Origin of the sequence: Streptomyces sp. NPDC100445 (genome assembly GCF_044759735.1) — a bacterium.
Taxonomy (GTDB): domain Bacteria; phylum Actinomycetota; class Actinomycetes; order Streptomycetales; family Streptomycetaceae; genus Streptomyces.
Window position 1 is genome coordinate 160,217 of sequence record NZ_JBIVZV010000010.1, and the last position, 13,335, is coordinate 173,551.

The window sequence follows — 13,335 nt, forward strand, 5'->3', positions numbered from 1 at the left end:
CCACCTCATCGTCCCGGGCCCACCGGCCACGACATCGCTCAACGGTCCACTCTCTCACCCGTCCCGGACGGGTCGGCGCTTTCCGGTGCGGTGTCCGGCGCAGGGTCACTCGGCTGCTCCGGGTCCCCCGTCCCGGACGCGGGGCCGGGCTCCTCCTGGAGACGGTCCCCGGGGGCCCCGGGGTTCCCCGGTTCGTCCGTGTCCTTCTTCGCCGTGCCGCCGTCGCCCTCGTCGGTCTGCCGGGCGGCGGCGCGCTTGCGCTGGGTGTACATCCGGAATCCGGCGAGGACGAGGAGCAGTACGCCGCCGCCGATGACCAGCATGACGGTGGGGGTGACCTCGGTGACCTTCACGTCGAAGGTGACGGGGTGACCGTATTCCTGGCCGTCCTCGGTGAACAGCTGCGCGACGACCGCGACCCGGCCGTTGGCGTTGGCCGAGGTGGTGAACTTCACCGACTGGCTGTGTCCGCCGGAGACGTCCACCTGCTGCTCGTAGTAGGCCTTGCCGCCGATCTTGAGGCGGGTCGGCATGGTGGAGGTGAGACGCAGCACCAGGTGGCCGACCGGCTGGACCAGGCGGTTCTGGACGGTCACCGGGATGGTGGCGCTGCGGCCCGAGAGCTTGGTCTCCGACTTGTCGATCAGCCTGACCTGGTCGGCCAGCTCGTCGAGCCACGCCTCCACGTCGTCGCGGTAGCCGGTCGCCGCGCCACCGCTGCCGCGCCACGACGTGGACATCTCACGGTGTATGGCCAGCCCGAACGGGGTGGCCACGCGGGACCGGTCGGTGAGGATCACCTGGAAGTTGTCGAGCTTGTCCTGGGTGCGGGCGATCTGCTCGAAGACCGTCCGCGGCAGTTCCCGGCGGCGCAGTGAGGAGGGGTAGGCGGACGTCGAGGGGATGCGCGTGGTGGCCCGCGGGTCGGGCTTGGCCTTGGCCGCCGCGGTGAGGTCCTGTGCCTGGGACCAGCCGCTGCCCTGGAGCGCCTTCAGCGCCGCCGCCATCGCCTGTGCCTGGCTCGCCGTGGGCACGCGCTGCGGGGCGACGACGATGCTGCGTTCCTCGTCCGTCTGCGCGTTCAGCTCCAGGCTCTGGGCCAGGAACCGCTGTACGGCGAGGGTGGCCGTGCCCGCCCGCGTCAGGTCGCCCTCGAACGCCCTGGACAGTCGGGCGTCGGCGACCACCGCCGTGGTGCCCCCGCCGACCGGGCGGGCGGCGGACGGCGTGTACGGCAGTCCGGCGGTCTCCTGAAGGCTGTCGCTGCGGGCGATCACCCGGTCGGCGCCGGCGGATGTCGCGACCTTCATGATCGACGGGTCCACCGCTCCGTTGACGGGCCAGGCGAAGTCGGTGGCCGGCGTGATGTGGAGGACCGTCTTCACCGTGGTCGTGGCGATATCGGTGGCGTCCTTGAGGTGGCTGAGCGAGCCGGTGACGCTGGTGCCGCTGTGCGCGAGGGACGCCAGGTCCGGGTCGGCGAAGGGCAGGGCGACGACCTCCTTGCCGGTCACCGCCTTCTGGAGTGCGGCGAGCCACTGCTTGGCCACCGCCTGGTGCTCACGGGAGCCGGGCGTGGTGCTGCCGTCGGCGCCGGGCAGCCGGTAGTTGCCGGTGGCCATCGCGTCGACGGAGGCCAGCAGGTCCGGGTCGATCACCCACGTCACGTCGAGGTCCTTGCCCAGCTCCACCATCTGGGCCAGCCGACCGCCCGGTGACAGCTCCTTGGCCAGGTCGTCGTCGAGGAACACCGGCGTCTGGAGATCACCGGCGCCCGTCTTGGCCGTCATGTGCACGGTGGAGATCAGCGGCCACAGGAACGTGGTCCTCGTCCGGGTGTCGGCCTCGGACGACTGCCAGGGCAGGAACGTCTGCCGGACGCCGAGCAGCTGGTCCCAGGGCTGTGCGGAGGTCTGCCCGGACAGGGAGACCCCGAACTGGTAGACGCCGTCCTCGCCGAGGTCCAGCTTGTCCACGGGGACGGAGATGCTGAAATGCTCGGCGACGCCCGGAGGCAGTGTGGCGAACTTCTCCTGGTACTTGTCGTCGATCTCGGAGCCGGCGCCGCCCTGCGGATCGTCGGAGTGCCGGGCGACGGCGTCGATGGCCGAGCGGGTGGTGAGCTGGGGCCCCACCCGCAGGTTCACGTGGGCGCCGGTGACGGTCCGCCTGCCGTTGTTGGTCACCGTGCCGGACACGGTCAGCGTGTCCCCGTCCGTGGGGACGCTGGGGGTCAGTGTGTCCAGGGACACGGACACGGTGTCCGAGGACGCGGCGTGCGCGGGTGCCGCGGCGGTCAGCTGGAGCAGACCGGCCAACAGCGGTGCCCCGGCGAGCAGCGCTCCCGCGCGTCGCATCCACCGGCGGGCAGGTGAGGCACTGGTCCCCTGGAAGTCAGCCGCCTCGGCCACGCGCTCGCCCGTCCCTCGTCGTCGTCAGTGGTCGTCGGAATGTGCGTCCACGCATGGTAACGATGCGCGCAGAGGGTAAGTGCCGCGGTCTCCGCCACAAGATCGGGACGACGACGGCGACCCGTCCTCTATCGGAAGTATCGAGGGGATAGCGACCGTACGCCGCAAGAGCAGCGCTTGCGGGGGTATGGAGGGAGCTGTCCACGCCGTCCGGCGGGGCGCTCCGGTCGCGCGGGCACGTACCCTTTTCTGTTGTGCCGAACCCCAACGAAGACACTCCCTCTGCCCTGAGCCAGGCGCAGCAGCGCGCGGTCGCCGAGCTGCTGCGGGTGGCTCCCGTCGCCGACGATCTCGCCCGCCGATTCCAGGAGGCCGGGTTCTCACTCGCCCTGGTCGGCGGTTCGGTCCGTGACGCGCTGCTCGGCCGGCTCGGCAACGACCTGGACTTCACCACCGATGCCCGTCCCGAGGACGTTCTGAAGATCCTCCGGCCGTGGGCGGACGCGGTGTGGGAGGTGGGGATCGCCTTCGGCACGGTAGGCGCGCAGAAGAGCGCCCGGGTGGGGGACACCGACTGGCACTTCCAGATCGAGATCACCACCTACCGGTCGGAGGCCTACGACCGCACCTCGCGCAAGCCCGAGGTGTCCTACGGCGACTCCATCGAGGAGGACCTGGTCCGCCGCGACTTCACGGTGAACGCCATGGCCGTGGCGCTGCCGGCGAAGGAGTTCATCGACCCGCACGGTGGCTTGGCCGACCTCGCGACCCGTGTGCTGCGGACCCCGGGCACACCCGAGGAGTCGTTCTCCGACGACCCCCTGCGCATGATGCGGGCCGCCCGGTTCGCCGCTCAGCTGGACTTCGAGATCGCCCCCGAGGTCGTCACCGCGATGACGGAGATGGCCGGGCGTATCGCGATCGTCTCGGCGGAGCGGATCCGTGACGAGCTGAACAAGCTCATCCTCTCCGCCCATCCGCGCAAGGGGCTGGCCCTGCTCGTGGACACCGGGCTCGCCGAGCACGTCCTGCCCGAGCTGCCCGCCCTCCGCCTGGAACGTGACGAGCACCACCGGCACAAGGACGTCTACGAGCACACGCTGATCGTCCTTGAGCAGGCGATCGCGCTGGAGCAGGACGGACCGGATCTCACGCTCCGCTTGGCCGCGCTGCTCCACGACATCGGCAAGCCGCGCACCCGACGCTTCGAGGACGACGGCCGTGTCTCGTTCCACCACCACGAGGTGGTCGGCGCGAAGATGACCAAGAAGCGCATGACCGCCTTGAAATACTCCAACGAGCTGGTGAAGGACGTCTCACGGCTGGTCGAGCTGCACCTGCGCTTCCACGGGTACGGCACCGGGGAGTGGACGGACTCGGCGGTCCGCCGCTACGTCCGTGACGCGGGCCCCCTGCTGGACCGCCTGCACAAGCTGACCCGTTCCGACTGCACCACCCGCAACAAGCGGAGGGCGACCGCGCTGTCCCGGGCCTACGACGGCCTGGAGGAGCGCATCGCCGAGCTGCACGAGCAGGAGGAGCTGGACGCCATCCGTCCGGACCTCGACGGCAACCAGATCATGCAGATCCTGGATGTCGGGCCCGGCCCGGTCATCGGCCAGGCGTACAAGCACATGCTGGAGTTGCGGCTGGAGAACGGCCCGATGGGTCACGACGCCGCGGTGGAGGCCCTGAAGGAGTGGTGGGCCGCGCAGGGCTGAGTCGCGCCCTGCGGTGTTTCACGTGAAACACCGCACGGGCCGACGGGATCGGAGCGGTGTTTCACGTGAAACACCGCTCCTCGTCGCTTCCGGCCGCATACCGCTCGACACGAGCCAGAGCCACGGCGGTGCCTCCGTAGAGGAGGGCGACCAGGACCACCAGGACAGGCGAGCGGCCGTCCGGTGGCAGCAGCAGGGCCGCCACACCGGCCGCGCCGACGAAGGCCATGTTGAAGAGGACGTCGTACACGGAGAAGACACGGCCGCGGAAGCCGTCGTCCACACCGGACTGGACGACGGTGTCCGTGGCGATCTTGGCTCCCTGGGTGATCACGCCCAGGACGAAGGCGGCGGCCAGCAGCGGGACGGTGGCGAACGGCAGGGCGAGAACCGGTACCAGCACCGCCGCTGTGCCGGAGCACACCACGATCCAGCGGCCGGCACCGAGTCGTCCCGCCGCCCAGGGTGTCACCACGGCCGCCACGAAGAACCCCGCTCCGGACAGGGCCAGCGCCGGCCCGAGCAGACGCAGTCCTTCCTCGGGGGTGTCGGAGAGGGCGTAGCGGCACAGCATCAGGAGAAGGACGAGGAGCGCGCCGTAGCAGAAGCGCATCACCGTCATCCCGGCCAGGGCCCACGCGGTCTCCCGGCGTCCGGGCGCGGCCAGGTGCCGAACGGCCGCGGCCAGCTCGCGTGCCGTTCCGGCGAGCGCCGTGCCGAGGTGTGGGCGTGCCGGGTGCCGGTCGGGGCCGAGGAGCTCCGGGGGCAGGGCCAGCGACGCCAGGCTCGCGCACAGGTAGAGGAGTGCGCCGAGCAGGACGACGGCGGCATCGGATCCCGAGGCCAGGAGGCGCACGCCGAGGGCCAGACCGCCGCCGGCGGTCGCGGCGAGCGTGCCGGCCGTGGGCGAGACCGAGTTGGCCAGCACCAGACGCTCGTCGCCCACCACACGTGGCAGGGCGGCGGACAGCCCGGCGAGCACGAAACGGTTGACCGCGGTCACGCAGAGGGCGGATACGTAGAACAGCCAGTCGGGGACGTGGCCGATGACGAGCCCGGCGGTGGCCGCGGCGAGCAGGGCCCGCAGCAGGTTGCCGTGGACGAAGACCTGCCGACGCCGCCAGCGGTCCAGCAGCACGCCCGCGAACGGGCCCACCAGGGAGTAGGGGAGCAGCAGGACCGCCATCGCGGACGCGACCGCGGCGGCCGAGGTCTGCTTCTCCGGGGAGAAGACGACGTACGCGGCGAGCGCGATCTGGAAGACGCCGTCGGCCCCCTGCGAGAGGAGACGGACGTACAGCAGACGCCGGAAGTACCGCAGACGCGACAGGAGACGGAGGTCTCGTACGACAGGCATGGGGCACAGCCTCACACATGAGGAAGGTCCCCGGGTCGGGGGACCCGGGGACCTTCACCGCCCTGGCAGGAGCGTCTGTGCGATGCGCCACTGTACCGAGCAGGCGATCAGCGGTGACTAGCGTTCGACGTCACCGCGGATGAACTTCTCGACGTTCTCACGGGCCTCGTCGTCGAAGTACTGGACCGGCGGGGACTTCATGAAGTACGAGGACGCCGACAGGATCGGGCCGCCGATGCCGCGGTCCTTGGCGATCTTGGCCGCACGCAGGGCGTCGATGATGACACCCGCGGAGTTCGGGGAGTCCCAGACCTCGAGCTTGTACTCCAGGTTCAGCGGGACGTCACCGAAGGCGCGGCCCTCGAGGCGGACGTAGGCCCACTTGCGGTCGTCCAGCCAGGCCACGTAGTCCGACGGGCCGATGTGGACGTTCTTCTCGCCGAGGTCCCGGTCGGGGATCTGGGAGGTGACGGCCTGCGTCTTGGAGATCTTCTTGGACTCCAGGCGCTCGCGCTCGAGCATGTTCTTGAAGTCCATGTTGCCGCCCACGTTCAGCTGCATGGTGCGGTCGAGGACGACACCGCGGTCCTCGAACAGCTTCGCCATGACGCGGTGCGTGATGGTGGCACCGACCTGGGACTTGATGTCGTCACCGACGATCGGCACGCCGGCCTCGGTGAACTTGTCCGCCCACTCCTTGGTGCCGGCGATGAAGACCGGGAGGGCGTTGACGAAGGCGACCTTGGCGTCGATGGCGGCCTGCGCATAGAACTTCGCAGCGGCCTCGGAGCCCACGGGGAGGTAGCAGACCAGGACGTCGACCTGCTTGTCCTTCAGGATCTGGACGATGTCGACCGGCTCGGCGTCCGACTCCTCGATGGTCTCGCGGTAGTACTTGCCGAGACCGTCGAGGGTGTGGCCGCGCTGGACCGTCACACCGGAGGCGGGAACGTCGCAGATCTTGATGGTGTTGTTCTCGGAGGCGCCGATGGCGTCCGCGAGGTCCAGGCCGACCTTCTTGGCGTCGACGTCGAACGCGGCGACGAACTCGATGTCGCGCACGTGGTATTCACCGAACTGCACGTGCATCAGGCCGGGGACCCTGGACGCCGGGTCGGCGTCCTTGTAGTACTCGACTCCCTGCACCAGCGACGCCGCGCAGTTGCCCACGCCGACGATGGCTACGCGAACCGAACCCATTCCGGTTGCTCCCTGTGTGTACGAGTGAGGCCCTGACTGGGCGCTCACGTGGCGGTGTCGTCGGGCGTATCCGTCCCGGGGGTGTCCCCGGGACGGGGCAGGCCGCCCGTCGCTCCTGTGATGGTGTCCTGCTGAGCGGGCCCCCCGGACGCGGAACCCTTCAGGTCCCGCCCGGCCCGCTCGCTCTCGATGAGCTCGTTCAGCCAGCGCACTTCGCGCTCCACGGACTCCATGCCGTGGCGCTGTAGCTCAAGCGTGTAGTCGTCGAGGCGCTCCCGGGTGCGCGCCAGTGAGGCGCGCATCTTCTCCAGGCGCTCCTCCAAGCGGCTGCGCCGGCCCTCCAGCACACGCATGCGCACATCGCGCGAGGTCTGCCCGAAGAAGGCGAACCGCGCGGCGAAGTGCTCGTCCTCGTACGCGTCGGGGCCGGTCTGGGAGAGCAGCTCCTCGAAGTGCTCCTTGCCTTCCGCCGTCAGCCGGTAAACGATCTTGGCGCGGCGGCCGGCGAGGGGCGCGGTGAGCGCGTCCTCGTGGGTGCTTCCCGGCTCCTCGATCAGCCAGCCGTTGGTGACCAGCGTCTTCAGGCAGGGGTACAGCGTCCCGTAGCTGAACGCGCGGAAGACACCCAGTGACGTGTTCAGGCGTTTGCGCAGCTCGTACCCGTGCATCGGGGACTCCCGGAGCAGGCCGAGTACGGCGAACTCGAGGATGCCGGAACGCCGGCTCATCGTCGCCTCCTCCCGGTCCCGCAGGCCGATCCCGCAGGTCGCGCAGTACTTGTCCGTGTCTTTATACCGTGCTGATGTATCGACTCGATACATCAGCACGATAGAACGGCTCACCGGGTGCGACAAGGGGGATGACGGTGAACGGGATCACATCATCGATTCGTTGGAGGCAACTTGCCTGGTTTGGGGTGAACTTCGGGGCTCGGCAGGTTTTGGCGGTGCGTAGTCTGTGCGGCATGCACACCACCGGGAACCTCGTGGCGCCTGGGACGCGTCGTCGTCCTCGGTGCGGTACGGGTGAATGCGGAACCGACCACATCCGTACTTCGGGGGGACCGGAAACCAGCCGCCGTTCCAGGCGCGCACGGGTGCGCCTGCCCGAGGAGTAATCGTTCGATGAGCGAGCACCGTCGCAAACCGCCGCAGCCGCAGGGAGGCGGACGTGCCGCGGCCCGACGCGGCCAATCCGGTTCGTCCCCCGGCCGCCGCGCGGCACCGCGAGGCGCCACAGAGTCCCCCGCCGGCTCCTACACCTCCCAGTCCTACGGGCCGGACTCCCAGGACACCGGAGGTGACGAGCCTGTCTACGGCAGCCGTGCCGAGGCGCGCCGGGCGGCGCAGAAAGGCGGCCGCCGCAGGCCGGCCGACGCCGCGGGTCCGGCTGGGGCCGGCCCCGGGCGCGGCAGGGGGCGGGCGACCTCGGCACCCGGCAAGAAGCGGCTGATCGACTACCCCCGGGTGGGCAGGCACGGCTGGCGGCGCTGGGTGCCGTCCTGGAAGCTGGTCAGCGGACTGTTCATCGGCTTCGTCGGCAGCTTGGTCGCGATGGTGGGCATCGGTTACGCGATGGTCTCGATCCCCAACGAGAACGACGCGGCCAAGTCCCAGAACAACGTCTACTACTGGGCCGGCGGCAGTCAGATGGTCGCCACGGGCACGGGCGTCAACCGGCAGAACGTCGGCATCGAGCAGATTCCCCCGGCGATGCGTTGGGCCGTGATCTCGGCCGAGAACAAGTCGTTCTACCAGGACTCGGGCATCGACCCCATGGGCATCGCGCGCGCCGTGGCCAACATGGCGCGGGGTGGCCAGACGCAGGGCGGCTCGACCATCACCCAGCAGTACGTGAAGAACACGTACCTCAGCCAGGACCAGACGCTCACCCGCAAGTTCAAGGAGATGTTCATCTCCATCAAGGTGGGCACGAAGCTGAAGAAGAACGTCATTCTTCGGGGCTACCTGAACACCTCGTACTTCGGCCGGGGCGCGTACGGCATCCAGGCCGCCGCGCAGACCTACTACGGCAAGGACGCGGTCGACCTCCAGCCGAGCGAGTGCGCCGTCCTCGCGGCCCTGCTCAAGGGCCCGACGTACTACGACCCGGCGGGCAACCCGGATCTCGACAAGTCGGCGGACGCCATCGCCAACAAGAAGCGTTCCATGGCCCGCTGGGCCTGGATCCTCGGCGAGATGCACAAGGACAACCACCTGAGCGACGTCGACTACCAGAAGGCGATCAAGAAGTACCCGATGCCGGACGGCCGCAAGGCGACCAAGGGCATGACCGGGCAGATCAGCTACCTGGCCGACACGGCGAAGAAGTACGTCCTCGCCCACTCCGACATCACGGAGGCCCAGTTCGACCGGGGCGGGTACCAGATCTACACGACGTTCCAGAAGGACAAGGTCAACGCCCTGGCCAAGGCCGTCAAGAAGGTCCAGAAGGACCGTCTCGACCCGAAGCACCGCGACCTCGACAAGTACGTCCAGTTCGGCGCGGCCTCGGTGGTGCCCAAGGACGGTGCCATCGTCGCTCTCTACGGCGGCGACGGCTACGAGAACGGGCACTTCACCAACAATGCGGACACCTCCGGTGTGCCCGTGGGTTCCACCTGGAAGCCGTTCGTGCTCGCCGCCGCCATGAAGTACGGCACGTACGACTCCAAGGGGGAGGGCATCTCCCCGCTGAGCAAGTACAACGGCAACGACCACCTGAAGGTCCACCGGCCGGACGGCTCGTTCTACCTCAACAAGGACAACTCGTACTTCTTCCAGAACAACGAGAGCGACCATCCGTGGGGTTACATCACCCTGCGCAAGGCGATGGAGCAGTCCGTCAACACACCGTTCGTGCAGCTCGGTGTGGACGTGGGGATGACGCACGTCAGGGACGTCGCCAAGTCCGCCGGCATCCTCAGCGACAGCATGTCGCAGGACCTCAACCCGTCGTTCGCCATCGGTACGTCGACGCCCAGCGCGATCCGTATGGCCGACGCCTACGCGACGTTCGCCGCGTCCGGCAAGCAGACGGACCCGTACTCCGTGACCGCGGTGAAGGCGAACGGCGCGGACGCGCCCAGCTTCGTCAAGCCCAGGCCCGCCCCCCAGCAGGTCCTGGACTCGAACATCGCCAACAACGTCACGGACGTCCTCGAGAACGTCATCCAGAACGGCACGGGCACGAACGCCAAGGCCCTCGGCCGTACGGCGGCGGGCAAGACCGGCACCACCGACGAGAACAAGTCGGCCTGGTTCGTCGGCTACACCCAGCAACTGTCGACCTCGGTGGCGATGTTCCGCGAGAACCCCAAGGATCACAAGCTGCTGTCGATGAACGGCACGGCCGGCGCGGACTCGATCCACGGTGGTGACATCCCGACCTCGGTGTGGACCGAGTACATGATGTCCGCGCTCAAGGGCAAGAACGATCCCGGTTTCCCGGCCGCCACCGAGATCGGCACGCTCAAGGACGAGGTGGGCGCCCCCACCCCGACCCCGAGTGCCACGTTCACCCCGACGCCCACGCCGAGCGCCACGCCGAGCCCGACGCCCAGCAAGACGACGCCCACGCCGACTCCCTCGGCCAGCGCGTCCTGCGTTTTCGGGTGGGGCAACGCTTGCGACGGGAACACCACCGGCACCGGTCCCGGCGGCACGGACACGGGCGGTACGGACGGAGGGAGCACGCCGACGCCCACCGTCACGGACACGGCCGGTGAGGGGACCACCCGGGGCAACGGCAACGGGAATGGGAACGGCAACAGCAACGGGGGCTTCTTCGGAGGCCCCACCGGTTGACGAGATGATCCGTCCGGTTGACGGCCATATCGCCGGCCACGGGCGTTTCACGTGAAACACGGGCCGCCCCACCGCGAGGTGCGGCGGCCCGCGGCGTGTTCCCGGGCGGGTACGGCAGGATGGGCCTCATGCCCAGTGCAGAGATGACGTCCGCGAGCATGCGCGAGCCGGAGCCCGTGCGGCCCGCCATGGCGGAGCCGGTGCAGCCGACGAGGGAGGACGAGGTCGCCGCGGCCGGCAGCGAGCTGATCGGCGGCCCCCTGGGCAGGCGCGCCCTGCCCGGGACCTCCTGGTGGACGGCCGTACGGATCGTGGTGCTCGTCGCGATCGGCATGTTCGCCCTGGGGCTGATCCAGAAGGCGCCCTGCTACCACAGTGCCTGGTTCTTCGGCGCGAGCAGCCAATACACGCACGCCTGCTACTCCGACATCCCGCACCTCTACCAGGGCCGTGGGTTCGCCGACCATCTCGTCCCCTACTTCGACAAGCTGCCGGGCGACATGGACTACCTCGAATATCCGGTGCTCACCGGACTGTTCATGGAGGTGGCCTCCTGGCTGACCCCGCACAGCGGTGGCATCCAACACCAGGAGCAGTGGTACTGGTTCGTCAACGCCGGGATGCTGATGGTGTGCGCCGCGGTCGTCGCCGTGTGCGTGGCCCGCACCCATCGCCGACGCCCCTGGGACGGCCTGCTGGTCGCTCTGGCGCCCGCCTTCGCCCTGACCGCGACCATCAACTGGGACCTGCTGGCGGTCGCTCTGACGGCCGCCGCGATGCTGATGTGGTCGCGGGGCCGGGCCCTCGCCTTCGGCGTCCTGCTGGGGCTCGCCACGGCCGCCAAGCTCTATCCCGTCCTGCTGCTGGGTCCGCTGCTGGTGCTGTGCTGGCGGGCCGGCAGATGGCGCCACTTCGGCCGGGCCGTGACCGGTGCCGTGGGCGCCTGGCTCGTGGTGGACCTGCCCGTGATGCTCACGCACGATGCGACAGGCTTCCACATCCGCGAGGGCTGGGCGAAGTTCTACACCTTCAGCCAGGAGCGCGGGGTCGATTTCGGTTCCTTCTGGCTGATCTGGTCGCAGAACTCCAGCAACCCGCCCACCACCGGCTTCGTCAACACCGCGGCCATGGTGCTGGTGGTGCTGTGCTTCCTCGGTGTCGCCGCACTGGCGTTCACGGCTCCGCGCCGCCCGCGCTTCGCCCAGCTCGCTTTCCTGATGGTGGCGGCCTTCGTGCTCACCAACAAGGTCTACTCCCCGCAGTACGTCCTGTGGCTGGTGCCGCTTGCGGTCCTCGCCCGGCCCAAGTGGCGCGACTTCCTGGTCTGGCAGGCCTGCGAGGTCGCGTACTTCCTGGGCATCTGGCTGTACCTCGCCTACACGACCAGCGGAGACGCCCACAAGGGTCTGCCGACACAGGGCTACTACTGGGTGATCGTCGTCCACCTGCTGGGCACGCTGTACCTCTGTGCCGTCGTCGTGCGGGACATCCTCATGCCGGAACGGGACGTCGTGCGCCGGTCCGGTGAGGACGACCCCTCGGGCGGGGTGCTCGACGGGGCGGAGGACGCCTTCGTGCTCGGTGCGGCGGCCCGTCCCCCGCTGCACGCGGCCCGTTCCGACGGGCCGCAGGTGGAGTGGGGCAGGCCCGGAACACCGGCCGACCAGGACGGTTCGCTCTGAGCGAACAGCCGTCACGGACCATCCGTCAGGTCATGCGAAAGGCCGTACCCCGGCGTCCCGGGGGTACGGCCTTCGCGCTGTCCGGACGGGCTCAGCGGTCCACGATCCGGTCGAACTGCGTCGTGGTGTGCCGCAGATGCGCCACCAGTTCGTCCCCCACCTTCGGCTCGGGGGCGTCCGCGGGGACGAAGAGGATGGACACCTGCATGTGCGGCGGCTCGGCGAACCAGCGCTGCTTGCCGCCCCAGACGAACGGCGAGAGGTTCCGGTTGACCGTGGCGAGTCCGGCCCGCGCGACGCCCTTGGCCCGCGGCATGACGCCGTGCAGGGCCTTCGGGGCCTCAAGGCCCACCCCGTGCGACGTACCGCCGGCCACGACCACCAGGTAGCCGTCGGAAGCCGCCTTCTGCTGGCGGTAGCCGAACCGGTCGCCCTTCGCCACGCGGGTGACGTCCAGGACGGCACCGTGGTACTCGGTGGCCTCATGGTCGCCCAGCCACAGCCGCGTGCCGATGCGGGCGCGGAACCGGGTCTGCGGGAACTGCTGCTGGAGCCGGGCCAGCTCGTCCGCCTTGAGGTGGCTGACGAACATCGTGTGCAGCGGCAGCCGGGCCGCGCGCAACCGGTCCATCCAGCCGATGACCTCCTCGACGGCGTCCGAGCCGTCGGTGCGGTCCAGCGGCAGGTGGATGGCGAAGCCCTCCAGCCGGACGTTCTCTATGGCCTGGTGCAGCTGCGGCAGCTCCTGCTCGCTCACCCCGTGCCGCTTCATCGAGGACATCACCTCGATCACGACCCGCGCGCCCACGAGGCCGTACACGCCGTCGATCGACGACACCGAGCGCACCACCCGGTCGGGCAGCGGAACCGGTTCCTCGCCGCGCCGGTACGGCGTCAGCACCAGCAGGTCACCGCTGAAGAAGTCCTTTATGCGCGCGGCCTCGTACGTGGTGCCGACGGCGAGCAGGTCGGCACCGAGCCGTGTGGCCTCCTCCGACAGCCGCTCGTGCCCGAAGCCGTATCCGTTGCCCTTGCAGACCGGGACCAGTCCCGGGAACTGCTCCTGCACGTGCTTGTGGTGCGCACGCCAGCGCGCGGTGTCGACGTAGAGCGTGAGCGCCATGGCCGGATCCGGGACCTTTCTCGTGACTGCGGTAC

General features: G+C 69.4%; 8 protein-coding genes. 3 read left to right on the top strand and 5 right to left on the bottom strand.

All coding sequences use genetic code 11. The annotated features are described in order from the left end of the window. Positions 1–38: 38 nt before the first annotated feature. A complete protein-coding gene (locus ACIQVT_RS23580; RefSeq protein WP_403757256.1) occupies positions 39–2,411 on the bottom strand; it encodes a DUF6049 family protein in 2,373 nt (790 codons plus the stop codon). Positions 2,412–2,665: 254 nt separating this feature from the next. On the opposite strand from ACIQVT_RS23580, the gene ACIQVT_RS23585 reads away from it, so the two are divergent. After that, positions 2,666–4,132, top strand: a complete 1,467-nt coding sequence (locus ACIQVT_RS23585; RefSeq protein WP_403757259.1) for a CCA tRNA nucleotidyltransferase — start codon at positions 2,666–2,668, stop codon at positions 4,130–4,132. A gap of 61 nt (positions 4,133–4,193) precedes the next feature. Here the strand turns inward: ACIQVT_RS23585 and ACIQVT_RS23590 are convergent, their stop codons facing one another. The 3 genes from ACIQVT_RS23590 to ACIQVT_RS23600 all read right to left on the bottom strand — a co-directional run bounded on the left by ACIQVT_RS23590 (position 4,194) and on the right by ACIQVT_RS23600 (position 7,417). Then, on the bottom strand, positions 4,194–5,489 hold the full coding sequence (locus tag ACIQVT_RS23590) for an MFS transporter (RefSeq protein ID WP_403757262.1): 1,296 nt from the start codon (positions 5,487–5,489) through the stop codon (positions 4,194–4,196). Positions 5,490–5,606: 117 nt separating this feature from the next. Then, positions 5,607–6,689, bottom strand: a complete 1,083-nt coding sequence (locus ACIQVT_RS23595; RefSeq protein ID WP_403757264.1) for an inositol-3-phosphate synthase — start codon at positions 6,687–6,689, stop codon at positions 5,607–5,609. Positions 6,690–6,733: 44 nt separating this feature from the next. Further along, positions 6,734–7,417: a helix-turn-helix transcriptional regulator gene (locus ACIQVT_RS23600; protein ID WP_403757266.1), complete on the bottom strand. Its 684-nt coding sequence runs from the start codon at positions 7,415–7,417 to the stop codon at positions 6,734–6,736. 396 nt (positions 7,418–7,813) lie between these two features. On the opposite strand from ACIQVT_RS23600, the gene ACIQVT_RS23605 reads away from it, so the two are divergent. Together ACIQVT_RS23605 and ACIQVT_RS23610 are read left to right on the top strand one after the other, a co-directional pair. After that, positions 7,814–10,495: a transglycosylase domain-containing protein gene (locus tag ACIQVT_RS23605; RefSeq protein WP_403757268.1), complete on the top strand. Its 2,682-nt coding sequence runs from the start codon at positions 7,814–7,816 to the stop codon at positions 10,493–10,495. Positions 10,496–10,623: 128 nt separating this feature from the next. After that, positions 10,624–12,177 (top strand): glycosyltransferase family 87 protein, encoded by a 1,554-nt coding sequence (locus ACIQVT_RS23610; RefSeq protein ID WP_403757271.1) that lies wholly within the window; start codon positions 10,624–10,626, stop codon positions 12,175–12,177. Positions 12,178–12,268: 91 nt separating this feature from the next. Here ACIQVT_RS23610 and ACIQVT_RS23615 read toward each other — a convergent pair whose 3' ends face one another. After that, the gene (locus tag ACIQVT_RS23615) at positions 12,269–13,300 is read right to left on the bottom strand and encodes an alanine racemase (protein WP_403757276.1); all 1,032 of its coding nucleotides are present in this window, start codon (positions 13,298–13,300) and stop codon (positions 12,269–12,271) included. Positions 13,301–13,335: the final 35 nt, after the last annotated feature.